We start from the raw sequence: 17,917 nt of genomic DNA on the forward strand, positions 1-17,917 counted from the left end.
GTCGGCGGCGATAATGCCAGGACGCGCCGGGTGGCCGGAACGTGACAGGCCCCGAAGGGGCGGGCGATCCGCTCAGCGCACGAACGGATACGGTGCCAGGAACACCAGCCAGATCATCAGCACGATGCCCGCGTACTTCACCGCGCGGAACAGTTTCGGATGGCGTTTCTTGAACACCCGGCTGCGTTCGCGGGAGCGCTGGTTGAGCGCGAACATGCGGTTGACGAAGCCGGTCTTTTCCTCGGGCGACTCGGTGTTCGGCGAGGCGGTGATCTTGCCCATGAAGGCGCCGACGCGCCGGTTGAGCGCCGTCATCCAGCGCGTGCGCAGCGGGCGCTCCACATCGGCGAACAGGATCACGCGGGTCTGGTCGGTCCGGTTCTCGGCCCAGTGCACGTAAGTCTCGTCGAAGACCACGTCCTTGCCGTCACCCCAGGCGTGCATTTCGCCATCGACGAAGATGCGGCAATCGTCCGAGTTGGGCGTGATCAGCCCCAGGTGGTAGCGCAGCGAGCCTGCGAACGGATCGCGGTGCGGGTTGAGCTTGCTGCCTGGCGGCAGCAGGGCGAACATCGCCGCCTTTACGCTGGGAATGGCGTTGAGCAGCTTCACCGTCTCCGGACATAGCGTTTCGGCCGAGGCCAGCGGTTCGCCGTACCACTTCAGGTAGAAGCGCTTCCAGCCCTGCTTGAAGAAGCTGTTGAAGCTGGCGTCGTTGTGCTTCTCCGCTGCGCGGATGAAGCCCTCGTCGAACAGGTGCAGCGCTTCTTCACGAATGGTCTGCCAGTTGGCTTGCAGCAGGTCCAGCTGGGGGAAGCCGCTGCGATCCAGGATCGGGCGCGCCGGCACCGCGGAGAAGGTGTACATCAGCAGGTTGTAAGGCGCGAACACGGCCGAGTGGTCCACCAGCTGCCGATCGAAACGCAGGCGCGAGCGGCCACGCAGGTGCACCGCGAGCACGCACAGTGCGAAGACGGCGAAAAGGAGCAGCAGGATCAGGCGGGGCGCAAGGATCATCGAGGCGGCGGGCGGACAGGAGAACCGGCCGTCATTCTACCCCCACGGCGCCCGCCGCTCCGCGCGTCAATGCCGCAGCACGCGTGCCTCGCCGCCGCCCGGGCAGTAGCCCTGGGCCAGGGCGCGGTGGACATAGGTCACCGCACGGCGCACCGCGGCTCGCGGGGCTTGCCCTTTGGCCAGTTCGGCGGCAATGGCCGAGGCCAGCGTGCAGCCAGTGCCATGGCCTTCGGCGCGCAGGCGCGGGTGGCGCAGTTCCAGCACGCCGGCCGCGTCGTAGAAGCGGTCCACCACCTCGCCACCGCGAGCGTGGCCGCCCTTGAGCAGCACCGCGTCTGCGCCGAGTGCGCGTAGCGCTTCGCCGGCACGGTCGTAGTCGCGAGCGGTGCGGATGGGATGGCCCAGCAGCGCCTCCGCCTCCGGCAGATTGGGCGTGAGGATATCGGCGAGCGGAATCAGCTCTCGCACCATCGCCTGCACGGCGTCCTCGGTGAGCAGGCGGGCGCCGCTGGTGGCGATCATCACCGGATCCACCACCAGCCAAGCTGGTCGCCGGCGCCTCAGTTCGCGCGCGACCAGCCGCGTAATGGCAGCGTTGCCGAGCATGCCGGTCTTCACCGCGCCGATCGGGAAGTCGTCGAACACCGCCTCGATCTGGCTGCGGATATGCGCCAGCGGCACTGGGTGCACTGCGGTCACGCCGCGCGTGTTCTGCGAGGTAATGGCGGCGATCACCGAGAGGCCGTGCACGCCGCGCGCATGGAATGCCTTCAGATCGGCCTGGATACCTGCGCCGCCGCCGGAGTCGGAGCCGGCGATGGTAAGGGCGATGGGAGGAGAAGGCAGGGAGGTGTCGTCTTTTGTGTGCATGGTGATCGCCGTTCCGGTGTGGGCCGGAACGGCGATTGTCCCATGAGCAGGCTTACAGCGCCTCGGAAGCGAAATCCGCCAGGCGCGAACGTTCGCCACGCCGCAGCGTGATGTGCGCCGAGTGTTCCCAGTTCTTGAAGCGGTCGACCGCGTAGGTGAGGCCGGAGGTGGTTTCGGTGAGGTATGGGGTATCGATCTGTTCCACGTTGCCCAGGCACACGATCTTGGTGCCGGGGCCGGCGCGGGTGATCAGCGTCTTCATCTGCTTCGGCGTGAGGTTCTGTGCCTCGTCGATGATCAGGTAGCGCGACAGGAACGTGCGGCCGCGCATGAAGTTCAGCGAACGGATCTTGATGCGCGAAGCGAGCAGGTCATTGGTTGCCTGACGACCCCAGCTACCGCCTTCCTCCGGGTTGGCGAGCACTTCGAGGTTGTCGGTCAGGGCGCCCATCCACGGCGTCATCTTTTCCTCTTCGGTACCGGGCAGGAAGCCGATGTCCTCGCCGACCGACACCGTGGCGCGAGTCATGATGATCTCGCGATAACGCTGCTGGTCCATCACTTGCGCGAGACCGGCGGCGAGCGCGAGCAGGGTCTTGCCGGTGCCGGCGGTGCCGAGCAAGGTGACGAAATCCACATCCGGATCCATCAGCACGTTGAGTGCGAAATTCTGCTCGCGGTTGCGCGCGGCGATCCCCCACACGGCGTGATTGGCATGGCTGTGATCGTCCAGCAGTACCAGCGTGGCGTCTTCCTCGTCCACATGGAGTACGCGCAGCTCGACGCTGTTGTCGCCGGGCAGGAACAGGCACTGGTTCGGATGCCAGTCTTCGTCGTCGCGGCGCTTGACCTTGTAATAGGTGCGACCGCGCTCGTTCCACGATTGCACTTCCGGATGGTGGTCCCAGAAGTCCTCGGCCAGCTCGGCGGAGCCGGTATACAGCAGCGCGAAATCGTCCAGCGCACGGTCGTTTTCGTAATCCTCCGCATCGATGCCGTAGATCTTGGCCTTGATGCGCAGATTGATGTCCTTGCTGACCAGGATCACCGCGCGATCGGGATTCTGGTCGCGCAGCTCGATCACCGCGGACAGGATCTGGTTGTCGGCCTTGCCATGGCCGTTGGTGGCGCGCTGCTGAAAGTACAGCCGGCCCACTGTGTTGTTGCGCTTGAGCTTGATGCCTTGCGGGCTGGTCAGCTCCAGTCCGTTGCTGATGCCGTGGCCATTGCCTTGCTCGATCAGCTCGTTGAGGAAACGGCTGACCTGGCGCCCGTTGCGGGAGACTTCCGATGCGCCTTTTTTCTTTTCGTCCAGCTCCTCCAGCACTGTCATGGGGATGAACACGTCGTGTTCTTCGAAGCGGAACAGTGACGTGGGATCGTGCAGCAGAACATTGGTGTCGAGAGCGTAAATGCGCTTGCTTCCGGTCATACGGAAGGTGCCTCGCTGGCTTGCTGGTGGATGGAACGCGGCATGGGCCATGCCGTGGATGTCCGGCGCTTGCAGCCGGAAAGCATGCGTCCAGCCCATCGGCACGCGTGGTGCCGATGGGGTCGAACAAATGGCTGGGAAGGCTTCACTTGGCGGGGATGGCGTCGAGCACGGCCTGGGCGTGTCCGGGGACTTTCACGTTGCGCCATTCCTGGATCAGCCGTCCTTCGGGATCGATGAGGAAGGTACTTCGTACGACACCCATGTGACGTTTTCCGTACAGCACCTTCTCGTGAATCACATCGAAGGCCTGGCACCAGGTCTCCTCGGGATCGGAAACCAGCGGAAAGGGCAGCTCCTGCTTCGCGGCGAAATTGGCGTGCGATTTCACCGAGTCGCGGGAGACGCCGACGATCTCGGCGTTGCGCTTGCGGAACTTCGGATAGAGGTCGCGAAAATCCTTGGCCTCGTTGGTGCAGCCCGGTGTGCTGTCCTTGGGATAGAAATACACCACTACCCATTGGCCCCTGAGGGCGTCGAGCTTCAGCTCGCTGCCGTCGCCGGTGTCGCCTTTGAGTTTGGGGGCCTTCTTGCCGATGTCGGGCATGGTTTCTCCTGCGGGGCCGCGGCGGGCTCCGGCTTGCGGGTGTGATCGGGGAGGAGAGGCCGGGCGCCGGCTGGCGGCGCGGAGTGGAAGCGGGCGCATCGCGCGATGGGAATCGCTCGATCTGCTGACTGCATGCGCGCCGGCCCTCCGGTGTTGCCTCTCGGTGGCAAGACTAGCGCTTGCGGCGGCCGATGACAGCCCTTGTCAACCAAGGTGAGGCAGGGGCATGCTGGGCGTCCCTCGCGAAACGGCCGTTCCGGCCCGTGTACGGACGCGAACGCCGCTTCAGAACTTGACCGGATCCATGATGGCATCCAGGTTGAGGCCGTCGCAGAACTCCAGGAAATCGTCGCGCAGCGCCGCGATGTGCGTGTCGGCGGGAATCCCCACGGTGATCTGGGCCTGGAACATGGCGGCGCCGGTCTGCATGGCTTGGTAGCGCATCGAGCTGAGCTGCTCCACGGCGATGCCGTGGCGGTCAAAGAAATCGATGATGCGCACCAGGATGCCCGGCCGATCGGCGGAGATGACTTCCACCAGATAAGGCAGCAGGCGCGAAGCCTGACCATGCGTGTCCGTGCGGTAGTGCACCAGGTGCAGGTCTTCTTCGCGGGCGACTTTGCTCAGGGCGGACTCGAGCTTGGCCACGGCATCCCAGGAACCGGTCGCCAGCAGGGTGAGCGAGGTGTCCGGGCCGAGCGTGGAGACGCGCGCGTCGGCCAGGTTACAGCCGGCATCGGCGATGCGGCGGGCCAGATTCAGCAGGGGAGTCCGTGACGAAGGGGTCAGCGTCTGGATCAGCAGCTGGTGGTCGTTGCCGGTACGCGAGGAACGATTCAAGGGCATGGGCCTGTAGCAAGGCGCGCGCGGCACAGGACGGCCGCGCAGGGCTCGGGGAGCTTACTTGTCGCCCCTCGGAGGTCGCAAGTAACATCACGGGCTTGGCTTTTGGCCGGAGCATGCCTTGAAGATTCGTGGAAGCATTTGCGCCCTGGCGACGCCGTTCACTGCGGACGGCGCGCTGGACATGGACGCCTTCGGGCGTCTGCTCGACTACCAGATCGCTGGCGGTACGGAAGCGGTCGTGGTCGCCGGCTCCACCGGCGAGGCGCACATGCTCGAGCATGACGAGTACGGGGATCTGCTGGCCTTTGCGGTCAAAAGGGTGGCGGGGCGCATTCCCGTTATTGCCGGCACCGGCGAGGCGGGCACGGCCAAGACCGTGGCGCTGACCCGCCGCGCGCGCGACCTGGGCGTAGATGCCGCGCTCGTGGTGGCGCCTTTCTACGTGCGCCCCACCCAGGAAGGCCTGCGCCGTCATTTCGTGGAAGTCGCCGACAAGGGCGGGCTGCCCGTGCTGCTCTACAACGTGCCCTCCCGGACGGGCTGCGACCTGCTGCCCGAGACCGTCGCCGCACTGGTTGATCATCCGGCCATCATCGGCATCAAGGAGGCGGTGGGTAGCGACGAGCGCATCCATGCGCTGGCGGAACTTGCGCGCCCGGATTTCGTCTACCTCTCCGGTGACGATCCGACCGCCGGCAAAGCCATGCTGGCCGGCGCGGCCGGTACCATTTCGGTGGTGGCAAACCTGGCGCCCAAGGCCTTCCGCGAGCTCTGCGACGCGGCGACCGCTGGCGACGAGGCGGCCACGGCGCGCTGCGACGGGATCCTGGCTCCGCTGGTGCAGGCCCTGAACTGCGCGCCCAACCCGATCGCGGTGAAAGCAGGCCTGCCGGCGCTGGGGCTGGGTTCGGCGGTGCTGCGCCTGCCCCTGGTTGAACTGCAGGAGGGGCCGGAGCGGGCGCGCATCACCGAAGCGCTGGCGGCTCTGGCATCCTTGGCAAACGCGGCCTGACGGCCGCCCGATCTCTTAACGGAACTCCAATTCAATGAAGAAATCCCCGCTCGTCCTCGCCATGCCGGTCCTGGCCCTGTCCGCCTTGCTGCTTTCCGGTTGCGGCATGTTCCGCTCGGAAAAGGCCTGGGAAACCGCCAAGCAGGAAACGCCGCTGGAGATCCCGCCGGGCCTGGATACCCCCTCGACCAGCGCCGCGCTGGTCATCCCCGAGGCGGGCGCGAACAACCCGACCGCCAATGGCGCGACCGCCCAGGTGGGCAAGGGTGGCGGCGTCATCGCCGACGGCTTCGTGCTGGCGGATACGGTCGACAATGCCTATCGGCGCGTCGGCCAGGCCCTGGAGCAAGGCGACATCGGCCAGGTCGTGTCGCACGACGATGCCGGCCATACCTACACGTTGAACGTGGTGGCGTCGGCTGCGCAGGGGAACAAGCCTGGTTTCTTCCGCCGCATGTTCGGTGGCGGCAAGAAGGACACGGCCGCCGCGCCGGGCGCGGCGCCGCATCAGGTGCAACTGACCGTCGGCCCGAGCGGCCAGAACGCCAGCGAAGTCCGCGCGCAGGGCGATGCGGCGGCGGTGGCCAAGGTGGTGGATACGCTCAAGGGGCGCGTGGGCGGGAATTGATCCCGCCCCTCAGGCCATGGTCATGACCCAAGAAAAAAGCCGCCCATCGGGCGGCTTTTTTCTTGTTCGGGTGTGAGGCGAGGCGCTGAATTCAGCGTTGCAGGAGGTCCAGCTTGCCCGCCTTGTTTTCCCACTCCTTGGCATCGGGCAGGCCGTCCTTGCGCTCCGTGATGACGGGCCAGGCCTTGGCCAGCTCCGCGTTCAGCGCGACGAAGCCTTCCTGCCCGGCGGGCACGTCGTCTTCGGGATAGATCGCATTGATCGGGCACTCGGGCTCGCAGAGGGTGCAGTCGATGCACTCGTCCGGATCGATCACGAGGAAGTTGGGGCCTTCATGGAAGGCGTCGACCGGACAGACTTCGACACAGTCGGTGTACTTGCACTTGATGCAGTTGTCGGTGACGACAAAGGTCATGCGATCGCGGGCCTGATGTATGCCGGAGGGCCTGTGCTGGCCCGGAGGTGGCGCTCCCTACGAGGTTCGAACTCGTGTTCCCGCCTTGAGAGGGCGGTGTCCTAGGCCACTAGACGAAGGGAGCGAAAAGCACCGGAGCGCGCTAGTATATCGGAATTGTTTCGGCCGGCAATGCCTCCGTGACAATCGTTTCACGCCCGAGGACCATGGCATGGCCGGCGCCCCTCGACGGGGACGCAAGGCCTGACCGGCCTGGTCCGGGCACCCTTCCGCTGCAAGGATTCAAACCGCTTGAACTTGAACGCAAGGAACGAGGCAACGCCGTCGCTGCGCATCATTCCGCGCGAGCAGCACGTGATTTCGCGCAAGAACATCAGCAAGGCTGCGCTGCGCGTGCTGTACCGCCTCCATGAAGCCGGCTATGACGCCTTCCTGGTGGGTGGCGCCGTGCGCGACCTGCTGCTGGGCGGCCATCCGAAGGATTTCGACGTGGCCACCAACGCCACGCCGGAAGACGTCAAGAAGCTCTTTCGCAACTGCCGCCTGATCGGCCGTCGCTTCCGCCTCGCCCATGTCGTGTACGGGCCGGAGATCATCGAGGTCGCCACCTTCCGCGGCACCGGCGAGGACGATGGCGAAGGCGGCGACCGGCACATCGTCGACGGCCGCATCGTGCGCGACAACGTGTGGGGCACGATCGAGGAAGACGCGCTGCGCCGCGACTTCCGCGTCAACGCGCTGTACTACGACATCAGCGATTTCTCGGTGCGCGACTACGTCGGCGGCATGAAGGACGTGGAAGACCGCGTGCTGCATCTGATCGGCGATCCGGTCACGCGCTATCGCGAGGATCCGGTGCGCATGCTGCGCGCCGTGCGACTGGCGGCCAAGCTCGGTTTTCGCATCGACAAGGCGGCAGCCGCGCCGTTCGAAGAACTCGGCCCGCTGCTGCTGGATGCGCCGCCCGCACGCCTGTTTGACGAGTCGCTGAAAATGTTCCTGAGCGGCCATGGGCTGAAGAGCTTCCGCATGCTCGAGCAATGCGGCCTGCTCAAGTTCATGTTCCCGGCCACCGCGCGCTCGCTCAAGCGTGGCGACGAGGCGCTGCGCGCGCTGATCGAGGACGGCCTGAAGAACACGGATGCCCGCGTCGCTGAAGGCAAGTCGGTGACGCCGGCATTCCTGTTCGCCGTACTGCTGTGGGGCGAGGTGCGCGACCTGGCGCATGCGTGGATCGTCAAAGGCGTTGAAAGCTCGCAGGCCTGGGGTCGTGCGGTAGCGCACGTGGTGTCAGAGCAATGCCAGCGCGTGGCGATCCCGCGCCGCTTCACGATCACCATGGAAGAGATCTGGGCGCTGCAGCCGCGCTTCGAGCAGGTGCAGCGCAAGCGCGTATTCCGCTTGATGGCTCACCCGCGTTTCCGCGCGGCATTCGATTTCCTGTTGTTGCGCGCGGCCGAATCGCCGGCTATCCACGAACTGGGACAGTGGTGGGCGCATGCCCAGCAGTTGCCGCAGGAGACGCTGGCTGCGGCTCTGGCGGGCGCAGTGGAGATGCCGACGCCGAGTGGCGGTGGCGCCCCCGCGAGCAAGCCGCGCAAACGTCGCCGCCGCCGCAAGCCGGACGGTAAATCGGGCGCTGCGTGACCACCGCATACGTCGCCCTGGGAAGCAATCTGGGCGATTCCCGGCAGTATCTGGCAGAAGCGATCCAGGCCATGGATCGCTTGCCGGAAACCCGGGTGATCGCGCGCTCCCGCCTGTACCACACGCCGCCTTGGGGCCGGCTGGACCAGCCGCCTTTCATCAATGCCGTGGTGAGCCTGGATACCGGATTGGCCGCCGAAACCCTGCTGGATGCCTTGCTCGGCATCGAGCGCGCCGCAGGTCGCAACAGGGACGGCGGACGCTGGGGGCCACGCACGCTCGATCTCGATCTTCTGTACATGGACGGCGTGCTTGTCGATGGCGAGCGTCTGACCCTGCCACACCCTCGCATCGGCGAACGCGCGTTCGTGCTGCTGCCGCTCAACGACATTGCGCCCGAACTGGATATTCCGGGCCAGGGACGGGTGGCCGAGCTGCTCGCCCAGGTTGATCGGAGCGGTTGCCAAGTATTGCCTTGAGCCTTTTGTGCTGTGCAGCGGATAATCGCTGCCTTCCTTTTTCCCAAGGAATTTCCGTGTACGTGCAGAATGCCAACACCCCTGTGCGCAAGTCCGTGACGGTTCCCGGCCTGCGAGCCATGAAGGGGGAAGGGCGGCGCATCGTCATGTTGACCGCCTACGACTACAGCTTCGCCTGGCAACTTGAGGCGGCGGGCGTGGACGTGGCCCTGGTCGGCGACTCGCTGGGCATGGTGGTGCAGGGACACAAGAGCACGCTGCCGGTGACCCTGGATCACATGGTCTATCACACTGCCGCGGTGGCGCGCGGCCTGTCGGCCACCCTGCTGATCAGCGACCTGCCGTTCATGAGCGACCGCGACATGCCGCACCTGCTGGATGCCGGCGCACGCCTGGTGGCCGAAGGCGGCGCGGCGGCGGTGAAGATCGAGGGCGCTGCGCCGCATATCCTGGACGGCATCCATGCCCTGGTCAGCCGGGCGATTCCGGTCTGCGCGCACCTGGGCCTCACGCCGCAGTCGGTGCACAAGTTCGGCGGCTTCCGCATCCAGGGGCGCGAGCAGGAGGCGGCCGACCACGTGGTGGCCGAGGCCAAGGCGGTGGAGCAGGCGGGCGCCGACCTGCTGGTGCTCGAAGGCGTGCCGACCGCGCTGGGCGAGCGGGTGACCAAGGCGGTCGGCATTCCGGTGATCGGCATCGGTGCCGGTCCGCACTGCGACGGCCAGGTGCTGGTGCTGCAGGACATGCTCGGTATCACGCCGGGCAAGCGGCCGAAATTCAGCAAGGATTTCCTGGCTGGACGCGATTCTGTAGCGGCCGCACTGGTCGCCTATGCCGAGGACGTGCGCAGCGGCGCCTTCCCGGCTCCCGAACACTGTTTCAGCTGAGACACACCTCCATGCAGACTGTGCAAGACGCCGCGGCATTGCGCGCCGTGATCCGCGGCTGGCGCTCCCAGGGCCAGACCGTGGGTTTCGTGCCGACCATGGGTAACCTCCATGCCGGTCACCACTCGCTGATCAAGCTGGCCCGTGCGCGCACCGACCGTGTGGTGGCGAGTGTGTTCGTCAATCCCACGCAGTTCGGCCCGAACGAAGACTTCGACCGCTATCCGCGCACGCTGGTGCAGGATCAGGCTGGCCTCGCCGAACAACACTGCGACCTGCTGTTCGCCCCCGATGTGGCGACGATGTATCCGTTCGGCGCGGCGGGCAGCGTCAGCGTGCACGTGCCGCAGGTGACCGATACGCTGGAGGGCGCGCATCGTCCGGGACATTTCGACGGCGTCGCCACGGTGGTCTGCAAGCTGTTCAACCTGGTACAGCCGGACGTGGCCGTGTTCGGCCAGAAGGATTTCCAGCAGCTGAAGGTGATCGAGCGCATGGTGCGCGATCTCGCCCTCCCGGTGAAGGTAATGGGGGCGCCCACGCTGCGCGCCGAGGACGGGCTGGCGCTCAGTTCGCGCAACCAGTACCTGTCGCTCGCCGAGCGTGCGCTGGCACCGCAGATCTACGCCACCCTGCAGCAGATGCGGGAGCTGGTCGCCAAAGGGCATGCGGTCAAGGTGGTCGAGCAGGCCGCGGCCTCCAAGCTGGCGCGGGCGGGCTTCGACCCCGACTATGCCGTGATCCGCCGGGCGGACGACCTGTCCGAGCCGGCCGAAAGCGAGCGCGAGGGTCTGGTGGCGCTGATCGCCGCCCGCCTGGGCAGCACCCGCCTGATCGACAACTTGCCCTTCGACTGACCCGTCCCCATGTACCGCCGCGTCCGGCCCTCGTTGCGGGATGCCGGGCGCCGATCCGATAATTGCCCGCTACGCAGACCTTTTCTGCTGGAAGTCATGCCATGAACCTGAACATGCTCAAGGCCAAGATCCACCGCGCGACGGTGACACACGCCGAGCTGCACTACGAGGGCTCGATCGCGATCGACGGCCTGCTGCTCGATGCCTCCGGCATCCGCGAGTACGAGCAGATCCACGCGTGGAACATCAACAACGGCAAGCGCTTCGTCACCTATGCGCTGCGTGCGGAAGAAGGCTCCGGCATCATCTCCGTCAACGGCAGCGCGGCCCATCGCGCCCAGCCGGGCGACCTGGTCATCATCGCCGCGTTCGCGCAGCTGTCCGAGGCCGAGCTGGAGAAGTTCCAGCCGATGCTGGTCTATGTCGACGCCGACAACTGCATTTCGCACACCAATCGTTCCATTCCCAAGCAGATGGCGGCGGCCTGAGGCACGTCGTCGCTTAGATGGTCCGGACTGTGCGGGGCATGCTACTCACATGCCCCGCGATGGCTCTAAGATCGGGGTTTCCTCCCCGTCAAGTACGAGCCCATGTCGCAGCAGCGCAGTCCGTCCTTCCTGGCAGCACACGTCGAACGTCTTTCGCGCACGCATCTGCGCGACCTGCTGAAGGATCGCGCACGTGGCGAGCGCCTGCGCCATCGCGTGGGGCCGCTGCTGCTCGATCTCAGCCGGCAGAAACTGGACGAAGCCGCGTGGCAGGCGCTGGGCGAGCATGTCCAAGCCAGCGGCTGGCAGAAGGCGCGCGACGCCATGTTCGCGGGCGAGCCAATCAATACCTCCGAGCATCGCGCGGTGCTGCACACGGCGTTGCGCGCCGGTGCATCGCATCTGCCTAAGATCGCTCCGCGCGATGCGCAGCAGGAAATCGAGCAGACGCTGCAACGCATCGATACTTTGGTGCGGGCGATCGAGCGCGGCGATTCGGCCGGCATGGGCCTGCCGCCGAAGATCACCGATGTAGTGAACATCGGCATCGGCGGCTCCGATCTGGGGCCGCGCCTGGCTGTGCGTGCGTTGACCCCGTTCCACGTGCCGGAGCTGCGCAGCCACTTCCTCACCAATGTCGACGGCCAGGCCGCCTACGAGCTGATGCGCCAGCTCGATCCGCGGCGAACACTGGTGATCGTGGTGTCCAAGACCTTCACCACGCAGGAAACGCTGCTCAACGCCAACGTGCTGCGCGACTGGATCGTGCGTGCCTACGAGGGCGATGCGCGAGCCGCCTCGCGACACTTCCTCGCGGTGAGCGCGAACACGGCGGAAGCCGAGCGTTGGGGCGTGGCCGCTGCCAATGTCTACCCGATGTGGGACTTCGTTGGTGGCCGCTTCTCGCTGTGGTCCGCGGTCGGCCTTTCGCTGGCGTTGGCGGTGGGCATGGACCACTTTCGCGCGTTGCTCGCCGGCGCGGCTCGCATCGACGACCATTTCCGTACCGCACCCTGGCAGGAAAATCTGCCGGTGCTGCTGAGCCTGGTCGAGTACTGGAACCGTAATGCACAGGGGCGCGCAAGTCGCGCGGTGGTGCCTTATGCCGATCTGCTCGGCGATCTCACTTCGTATCTCCAGCAGTTGGAAATGGAGAGCCTGGGCAAGCAGGTCACGCCGCAGGGCGAGCCGGTGGCGCAGGCGACGTCGCCGGTGGTGTGGGGCAGCGTCGGTACCAATGCGCAGCATGCGTATTTCCAGTCGTTGCATCAGGGCACGGACACGGTGCCGCTGGAATTCATCGGCGTGGTGCGCCCGGCTCATCCGCTGCGCGCCAACCATGATGCGCTGCTGTCCAACCTGCTGGCACAGGCTGCCGCGCTCGCCTTGGGCAAGACCTTCGACGAGGCGCTGGCCGAGGCGAAGGGCGGCGACGAAGCCGCGCGCCGCGTGCTGGCGGCGCAGCGTACCTTTCCGGGGGATCGCCCGAGCACCGTGATCCTGCTTGATTCGCTGACGCCGGAGAGCCTCGGGGCCCTGATCGCGCTGTACGAGCACAAGGTATTCATGCTCGGCCATCTGTGGAGCATCAACGCGTTCGACCAGTGGGGCGTGGAGCTGGGCAAGTCGATCGCACGGCAGATCCTGCCTGCACTGGAAGGGCAGGCGGACGATCTCTCTTCGTTCGATAGCGCTACGCGCGCCTTGCTCGACGAGATCGCCCAGCGCCGCGAAGGCTGAGCTTCCGCTTACGTCGCCTGGTGCCGCGCGAGCGCCCAGGCGACATGTTCGCGCACCAGCGCCGACGGATGCGCTGCGCGTGAACGCAACGCGTCGATCACTTCGCCTGAAGCGGGTGCATTGCCGAGCGCGATTGCGATATTGCGCAACCAGCCTTCGTAGCCGGTACGGCGAATCGCCATGCCTTCGGTGCGGCGCAGGAATTCCTCTTCGCTCCAGGCGAACAGCTCGACCAGACGCGCGCCGTCCAGACTGTGGCGCGGCGCGAAATCCGGCTCGGCCGCATCGCGCGCGAATTTGTTCCAGGGGCAGATCAGCTGGCAGTCGTCGCAACCGAAGATGCGGTTGCCCATCGGTGCGCGCAGCTCCTCGGGAATGCTGCCCTTGAGCTCGATCGTGAGGTAGGAAATGCAGCGGCGCGCGTCGAGCCGGTACGGTGCGACGATAGCCTGGGTCGGACAGATATCGATGCAGCGGCGGCAACTGCCGCAATGCGCGGTCGCCGGCTCGTCGACCGGAAGAGGCAGATCGGTATAGAGCTCACCCAGGAAGAAATACGAGCCGGCGCGGCGATTGATCAGCACGGTGTGCTTGCCGATCCAGCCAAGCCCTGCGTTGCGGCCCAGGGCCTTCTCCAGTACCGGCGCGGAATCCACATAAGCGCGGTAACCGAAATCACCCACTGCCGCACGAATGCGTTCGGCCAGTTTCTGCAGGCGATTGCGCATCAGCTTGTGGTAGTCGCGTCCGAGCGCATAGCGCGCGACGTAGCCCGCACCGGGGTCTTCCAGAACGCCCCAGGCGTTGCGCGTGCCGGGCGGTACGTAGTCCATGCGCACGGAGATCACACGCACGGTGCCGGGTTCCAGCTCGGCCGGGCGGCTGCGTTTCGTGCCATGGCGGGCCATGTAATCCATGTCGCCGTGATGGCCGTCGTCCAACCAGCGCAGCAGGTGCCGCTCGTCCTCGCCCAGCTCGATGCCGGCGATGCCGGCGTCGGCGAAGCCGAGTTTGCTTGCCCAGCGCTTGATGTCGCTGGCGAGCGCGGCGTAGTCGTGGGCAAGGGCGGCGGGGGCTGGCATGGCGTCCATTGTAAGTCCGCCGTGGATAGCCCCCGAGGGATGTCTCCTATAATCCGGCCCATGACGCCTCGCACGCATAGCCACGAGCTCTATTCCGTCGACCAGGTGCGTGCGCTCGACCGGCGCGCCATCGATCACCTGGGCGTCCCTGGCATCGAACTGATGCGGCGCGCGGCCGAGGCCGGCTTCGCCATCCTGCGGCGGCGCTGGCCGCAGGCGCGGCGGATCGCGGTGTACTGCGGCCCGGGCAATAACGGTGGCGACGGTTTCCTGGTAGGGCTGCTTGCCTTGCAGGCGGGGTGCGAGGTCGTGCTGTTCGCGTTGACCGATGCGTCCCGCGGCGATGCCGCGGTGGCGCGCGAGCGCTTCGAGCAGGCCGGCGGCCAAGTGCGGCGCTGGGACGATGCGGCAGACCTGCCGGTAGCCGATGTCCACGTCGATGCCTTGTACGGCACGGGCCTCACGCGCGCGCCGGAGCGCACCGCTACCGATCTGATCTGGCGCTTGAATGCGAGTGGTCAGCCGATCCTGGCGCTCGACGTGCCGTCGGGACTGAATGCGGACACGGGGCAGTGCCCGGGTGAAACGGTCAGGGCCGACGTCACTATCACGTTCATCGCGCATAAGCGCGGCCTGCACACCGGCCGCGCCGCCGAATACGTGGGCAAGCTGGCGCTCGATACGCTGGCCTTGCCCGATGCGCTGTGGGAAGGCGTGCAGCCCGATGCGACCTTGCTGGAAGCCGTGTCACTGCCCAGGCGTCCGCGCCATGCGCACAAGGGCGATAACGGCCACGTACTGGCGATCGGCGGCGAACTGGGCACCGCCGGGGCGATCCGTCTGTGCGGCGAGGCTGCCCTGCGCGCGGGCGCCGGGCTGGTCAGCGTGGCGACGCGCGGAGCCAATCTGCTTGCGCTCAACAGCGCGCGTCCGGAGTTGATGGCGCATGGCGTGGACGGCCCGCAGGCCTTGCAGGCATTGCTCGATCGCGCCGACATCCTCGCCCTGGGGCCGGGATTGGGACAAGGCGCCTGGAGCCATGCGCTGTGGCTGACCGCGCTCGACGCGGGGAAGCCGATGGTGCTGGATGCCGATGGCCTCAACCTGCTCGCGCGCGAACAGCGCAGCTTCGAAGCGCCGGTCGTGCTGACACCACATCCTGGCGAAGCCGCACGGCTGCTGGACATGCCGGTGCCGCAGGTCGAGGCAGACCGTTTCCACGCGGCACGTGAACTGGCTCGCCGCTACCACGCGGTCGTAGTGCTTAAGGGCGCGGGCAGTCTCATCGCCGATCCGCACGGCCGCTGTGCGGTATGCCCATGGGGCAATCCAGGCATGGCCGTGGGCGGCATGGGCGATCTGCTCACCGGCATCGTCGCCGCGCTGATGGCGCAAGGCGGCGCGGCGTGGGAGGCGGCCTGCCTCGGCGTGGGGCTGCATGCCCGCGCCGGAGACGCCGCGGCGGTCGAGGGCGAGCGCGGCTTGCTAGCCACCGATCTGCTGCCGGCGCTGCGCCGCCTTCTGAACGGACTGGATGCATGAGCGCCTATCGCCAATCCCTTCCCGACGAGCGGGCCACCGCCGCCTTTGCCGCGCGGCTGGCCGGCATGGCCGGCGGCGACGGTGCCGTGATCTACCTGCATGGCGACCTGGGCGCCGGCAAGACCAGCTTCGCGCGCGCCTTCCTGCAGAGCCTGGGCGTGGGAGAGCGGGTAAAGAGCCCGACCTACAGCCTGGTCGAGTCTTATCAGCTCGGGACGCGCACCGCGTGGCACCTGGACCTCTACCGCATCGCGGACCCCGGTGAGCTCGAATGGCTGGGCCTGGATGCCTTGTCGGACCCTGAAGCCCTGGTCCTGGTGGAGTGGCCTGAGCGCGGCACGGGCGCATTGCCAACGCCCGATCTGCAAATCGATCTGGCTTACGCGGGGACCGGGCGCGAGGCGCAGGTGAGGCCGCGCAGTCCGCGTGGCGAGCGCCTGCTGGAACGTCTTTCGACGGGTAGCTGATGCCGTCAGAGCTAAGTATCGATACTTAATGAGATTTTTGATTTTCCCCACTTCTCCGGGAGAAACCTTCAAGGAGCGTGGCTTGCGGCCGATAGCTGGATAGAGTCTGACAAAGCGGCTGCAGGTTATGGATATTCAAGGAAAAAGCACTTGCATTCAGGAAAGTGCTGAGCTTCAATGCCGCCCCATGAGGGGCTATCCGACCACCATTCGTTCGTTGTCCTGCCTGATTGCGCTGGCGGTGGCACCGTTGTGCGCCGTGAACGCTGCCGACGTGAAGTCCGCGCGCGTCTGGGCAGGCCCGGAATACACCCGCCTGGTGCTCGATGTCTCCGGGCCCGTGACCTACAAGGCGCGCCAGGATGGCGACCAGCTGGTCATCGATATCGACCGCAGCGCCCTGGCCGGCGGTTTCGCCGCGCCGAAGGCGCAGGGCCTCTACAAGAGCCTGGACACCAACCAGCAGGGCGGACGCCTGCAACTGGTTGCCAAGGTCAACGCCTCCAGCAGCTACAAGAGCTTCCTGCTGAAGCCGGCCGAGGACTACGGCTATCGCCTGGTGGTCGACGTCTACCCGGGGACCGGTGTGGCATCGACGCAAAAGGCGGCGCCGACCAAGGCGGCGGCACCTGCCGACGACAGCGGCGGTGATGACGATGCCGCGTCCGTGGCGCCTGCGCCGGTCGTTGTCAAGACGCCGCAAGCGCCCAGCAAGAACAGCGTCAAGAGCACGCAGAGCGGCATGGCTTCCACGCGCCAGGCGGCTGCCTTGCTCAATGGCGAGCGCAAGGTGGTCGTGGCGGTCGATGCCGGCCATGGCGGCCAGGACCCGGGCGCCCATGGTCCCGGCGGCACCCTGGAGAAGAACGTCACGCTCGCCGTGGCGCGCGAGCTGGCCGAGCAGATCAACAAGCAGCCGGGCATGAAGGCGGTGCTGACCCGCAACGCCGACTTCTTCATCCCGCTGAAGCAGCGCTACCAGATCGCCCGCCAGAACAACGCCGACCTGTTCGTCTCGATCCATGCGGACGCCTTCATCAACGGCGACGCCAAGGGCTCGTCGGTATGGGTCTTGTCGCCGCGCGGCAAGACCAGCGAGGCGGCGCGTTGGCTGGCCGACCGCGAAAACCGCGCCGACCTGATCGGCGGCGTCTCGCTGGACGACAAGGACGACAGCCTGGCCGCCGTGCTGCTGGACCTGCAGCAGGGCTACGCCATGCAGGCCAGCGAGTCGGTAGCCGGCAACGTGCTCAAGGCTCTGGGCAGCCTCGGCCCGACGCACCGTGGCTACGTCGAGCGCGCCAACTTCGTGGTGCTGCGCTCGCCGGACGTGCCCTCGATCCTGGTCGAGACGGCCTTCATCAGCAATCCGGACGAAGAGCGCCGGCTGAAGGATCCCGCGCACCAGTCGCGTCTCGCCGCGGCGGTGATGGGGGGCGTGCGCAGCTATTTCGAATCCACGCCGCCGCCGGGCACCTGGTTCGCCGCGCAGGCCGGGCGCCGCAGCGGCACGATGGTCGCCTCGTCCAAGGCCGACGATGGCGGCGATAGCGCCATGTCCACCGCCGCGAACAAGGCGGTCGCCGACGCCGTGGCCAGCTCGCCGAAGCAGGTCGCCGACAAGGGCACCGCCGCGGAGCGTGCCGATGCCAACGTGCGCGACCTGCACCGCGTCACCGCCGGTGAAAGCCTGCGCAGCATTGCGCGCCAGTACGGCGTGAGCATCAGCGCGCTCAGGAGCGCCAACCGCATCAGCAGCGATGCCTCGGTGCGCACGGGCATGGTGCTGGCGATTCCGGCCGGCTGATTTCGCGCAAGCGCCTGATTTCGACGAACGCCACCCATCGGGTGGCGTTCGTGCTTCTGGAGTCCGCAGGACAAGGCTTCGGCATTGCCTTAAG

General features: G+C 66.7%; 18 protein-coding genes and 1 tRNA gene. 11 read left to right on the forward strand and 8 right to left on the reverse strand.

Annotated elements, in window-relative coordinates; all coding sequences use genetic code 11:
* Nucleotides 1-72 precede the first annotated feature (72 nt).
* From ACNR9O_RS05615 to ACNR9O_RS05635, 5 genes are all read right to left on the reverse strand, one after another.
* Nucleotides 73-999 carry an aspartyl/asparaginyl beta-hydroxylase domain-containing protein gene (locus ACNR9O_RS05615; protein WP_473700749.1) on the reverse strand — a complete coding sequence of 309 codons (927 nt, stop codon included), beginning with the start codon at nt 997-999 and terminating at the stop codon, nt 73-75.
* Nucleotides 1,000-1,083: 84 nt separating this feature from the next.
* Entirely contained in the window at nt 1,084-1,887 is an 804-nt protein-coding gene (gene thiD, locus ACNR9O_RS05620; protein WP_473682243.1) for a bifunctional hydroxymethylpyrimidine kinase/phosphomethylpyrimidine kinase, read from the reverse strand.
* A 52-nt stretch (nt 1,888-1,939) separates the two neighbouring features.
* Complete coding sequence (locus tag ACNR9O_RS05625; RefSeq protein ID WP_473682242.1) at nt 1,940-3,319, reverse strand: PhoH family protein; 1,380 nt, start codon at nt 3,317-3,319, stop codon at nt 1,940-1,942.
* Between the two features lie 145 nt (nt 3,320-3,464).
* Nucleotides 3,465-3,926: a peroxiredoxin gene (locus tag ACNR9O_RS05630; protein ID WP_473682241.1), complete on the reverse strand. Its 462-nt coding sequence runs from the start codon at nt 3,924-3,926 to the stop codon at nt 3,465-3,467.
* A 285-nt stretch (nt 3,927-4,211) separates the two neighbouring features.
* Entirely contained in the window at nt 4,212-4,772 is a 561-nt protein-coding gene (locus tag ACNR9O_RS05635) for a glycine cleavage system transcriptional repressor (RefSeq protein WP_473700710.1), read from the reverse strand.
* A gap of 118 nt (nt 4,773-4,890) precedes the next feature.
* Here ACNR9O_RS05635 and dapA point away from each other — a divergent pair, with 118 nt between their 5' ends.
* On the forward strand, nt 4,891-5,784 hold the full coding sequence (gene dapA, locus ACNR9O_RS05640; protein ID WP_473682239.1) for a 4-hydroxy-tetrahydrodipicolinate synthase: 894 nt from the start codon (nt 4,891-4,893) through the stop codon (nt 5,782-5,784).
* A gap of 34 nt (nt 5,785-5,818) precedes the next feature.
* Nucleotides 5,819-6,412 (forward strand): hypothetical protein, encoded by a 594-nt coding sequence (locus ACNR9O_RS05645; RefSeq protein ID WP_473682238.1) that lies wholly within the window; start codon nt 5,819-5,821, stop codon nt 6,410-6,412.
* 91 nt (nt 6,413-6,503) lie between these two features.
* Here ACNR9O_RS05645 and fdxA read toward each other — a convergent pair whose 3' ends face one another.
* On the reverse strand, nt 6,504-6,827 hold the full coding sequence (gene fdxA, locus ACNR9O_RS05650; RefSeq protein WP_473682237.1) for a ferredoxin FdxA: 324 nt from the start codon (nt 6,825-6,827) through the stop codon (nt 6,504-6,506).
* Nucleotides 6,828-6,875: 48 nt separating this feature from the next.
* A tRNA-Glu gene (locus tag ACNR9O_RS05655) sits at nt 6,876-6,951 on the reverse strand.
* 167 nt (nt 6,952-7,118) lie between these two features.
* On the opposite strand from ACNR9O_RS05655, the gene pcnB reads away from it, so the two are divergent.
* The 6 genes from pcnB to pgi all read left to right on the forward strand — a co-directional run bounded on the left by pcnB (nt 7,119) and on the right by pgi (nt 12,925).
* The gene (pcnB, locus tag ACNR9O_RS05660) at nt 7,119-8,474 is read left to right on the forward strand and encodes a polynucleotide adenylyltransferase PcnB (protein WP_473682236.1); all 1,356 of its coding nucleotides are present in this window, start codon (nt 7,119-7,121) and stop codon (nt 8,472-8,474) included.
* Nucleotides 8,471-8,953, forward strand: coding sequence for a 2-amino-4-hydroxy-6-hydroxymethyldihydropteridine diphosphokinase (gene folK, locus ACNR9O_RS05665; protein WP_473682235.1), 483 nt, complete (start codon nt 8,471-8,473; stop codon nt 8,951-8,953). The genes pcnB and folK overlap by 4 nt, the downstream gene beginning before the upstream one ends.
* A gap of 56 nt (nt 8,954-9,009) precedes the next feature.
* Nucleotides 9,010-9,840, forward strand: a complete 831-nt coding sequence (panB, locus tag ACNR9O_RS05670) for a 3-methyl-2-oxobutanoate hydroxymethyltransferase (RefSeq protein ID WP_473682234.1) — start codon at nt 9,010-9,012, stop codon at nt 9,838-9,840.
* A gap of 11 nt (nt 9,841-9,851) precedes the next feature.
* Entirely contained in the window at nt 9,852-10,697 is an 846-nt protein-coding gene (gene panC / locus ACNR9O_RS05675) for a pantoate--beta-alanine ligase (protein ID WP_473682233.1), read from the forward strand.
* A gap of 101 nt (nt 10,698-10,798) precedes the next feature.
* Nucleotides 10,799-11,185: an aspartate 1-decarboxylase gene (gene panD, locus ACNR9O_RS05680; protein ID WP_473682232.1), complete on the forward strand. Its 387-nt coding sequence runs from the start codon at nt 10,799-10,801 to the stop codon at nt 11,183-11,185.
* A gap of 102 nt (nt 11,186-11,287) precedes the next feature.
* A complete protein-coding gene (gene pgi, locus ACNR9O_RS05685; protein ID WP_473682231.1) occupies nt 11,288-12,925 on the forward strand; it encodes a glucose-6-phosphate isomerase in 1,638 nt (545 codons plus the stop codon).
* 8 nt (nt 12,926-12,933) lie between these two features.
* Here pgi and queG read toward each other — a convergent pair whose 3' ends face one another.
* Nucleotides 12,934-14,007 carry a tRNA epoxyqueuosine(34) reductase QueG gene (gene queG / locus ACNR9O_RS05690; RefSeq protein ID WP_473682230.1) on the reverse strand — a complete coding sequence of 358 codons (1,074 nt, stop codon included), beginning with the start codon at nt 14,005-14,007 and terminating at the stop codon, nt 12,934-12,936.
* Between the two features lie 60 nt (nt 14,008-14,067).
* Between queG and ACNR9O_RS05695 the strand changes: the two genes are divergently transcribed.
* The 3 genes from ACNR9O_RS05695 to ACNR9O_RS05705 all read left to right on the forward strand — a co-directional run bounded on the left by ACNR9O_RS05695 (nt 14,068) and on the right by ACNR9O_RS05705 (nt 17,823).
* The gene (locus ACNR9O_RS05695) at nt 14,068-15,549 is read left to right on the forward strand and encodes an NAD(P)H-hydrate dehydratase (protein ID WP_473682229.1); all 1,482 of its coding nucleotides are present in this window, start codon (nt 14,068-14,070) and stop codon (nt 15,547-15,549) included.
* The gene (gene tsaE, locus ACNR9O_RS05700; protein ID WP_473682228.1) at nt 15,546-16,016 is read left to right on the forward strand and encodes a tRNA (adenosine(37)-N6)-threonylcarbamoyltransferase complex ATPase subunit type 1 TsaE; all 471 of its coding nucleotides are present in this window, start codon (nt 15,546-15,548) and stop codon (nt 16,014-16,016) included. Before ACNR9O_RS05695 ends, tsaE begins: the two co-directional genes overlap by 4 nt.
* 187 nt (nt 16,017-16,203) lie before the next feature.
* Entirely contained in the window at nt 16,204-17,823 is a 1,620-nt protein-coding gene (locus ACNR9O_RS05705; protein WP_473682227.1) for an N-acetylmuramoyl-L-alanine amidase, read from the forward strand.
* Nucleotides 17,824-17,917: the final 94 nt, after the last annotated feature.

Source organism: Dyella sp. CR10, from assembly GCF_055814425.1.

Excerpts from the sequence above, each read along its gene's own strand:
- thiD (WP_473682243.1), bottom strand. The coding sequence starts at position 1,887 with ATGCACACAAAAGACGACACCTCCCTGCCTTCTCCTCCCATCGCCCTT.
- panC (WP_473682233.1), top strand. The coding sequence starts at position 9,852 with ATGCAGACTGTGCAAGACGCCGCGGCATTGCGCGCCGTGATCCGCGGC.
- ACNR9O_RS05645 (WP_473682238.1), top strand. The coding sequence starts at position 5,819 with ATGAAGAAATCCCCGCTCGTCCTCGCCATGCCGGTCCTGGCCCTGTCC.
- ACNR9O_RS05625 (WP_473682242.1), bottom strand. The coding sequence starts at position 3,319 with ATGACCGGAAGCAAGCGCATTTACGCTCTCGACACCAATGTTCTGCTG.
- ACNR9O_RS05630 (WP_473682241.1), bottom strand. The coding sequence starts at position 3,926 with ATGCCCGACATCGGCAAGAAGGCCCCCAAACTCAAAGGCGACACCGGC.
- ACNR9O_RS05705 (WP_473682227.1), top strand. The coding sequence starts at position 16,204 with ATGAGGGGCTATCCGACCACCATTCGTTCGTTGTCCTGCCTGATTGCG.
- panD (WP_473682232.1), top strand. The coding sequence starts at position 10,799 with ATGAACCTGAACATGCTCAAGGCCAAGATCCACCGCGCGACGGTGACA.
- tsaE (WP_473682228.1), top strand. The coding sequence starts at position 15,546 with ATGAGCGCCTATCGCCAATCCCTTCCCGACGAGCGGGCCACCGCCGCC.
- fdxA (WP_473682237.1), bottom strand. The coding sequence starts at position 6,827 with ATGACCTTTGTCGTCACCGACAACTGCATCAAGTGCAAGTACACCGAC.
- ACNR9O_RS05695 (WP_473682229.1), top strand. The coding sequence starts at position 14,068 with ATGACGCCTCGCACGCATAGCCACGAGCTCTATTCCGTCGACCAGGTG.
- pgi (WP_473682231.1), top strand. The coding sequence starts at position 11,288 with ATGTCGCAGCAGCGCAGTCCGTCCTTCCTGGCAGCACACGTCGAACGT.
- queG (WP_473682230.1), bottom strand. The coding sequence starts at position 14,007 with ATGCCAGCCCCCGCCGCCCTTGCCCACGACTACGCCGCGCTCGCCAGC.
- ACNR9O_RS05635 (WP_473700710.1), bottom strand. The coding sequence starts at position 4,772 with ATGCCCTTGAATCGTTCCTCGCGTACCGGCAACGACCACCAGCTGCTG.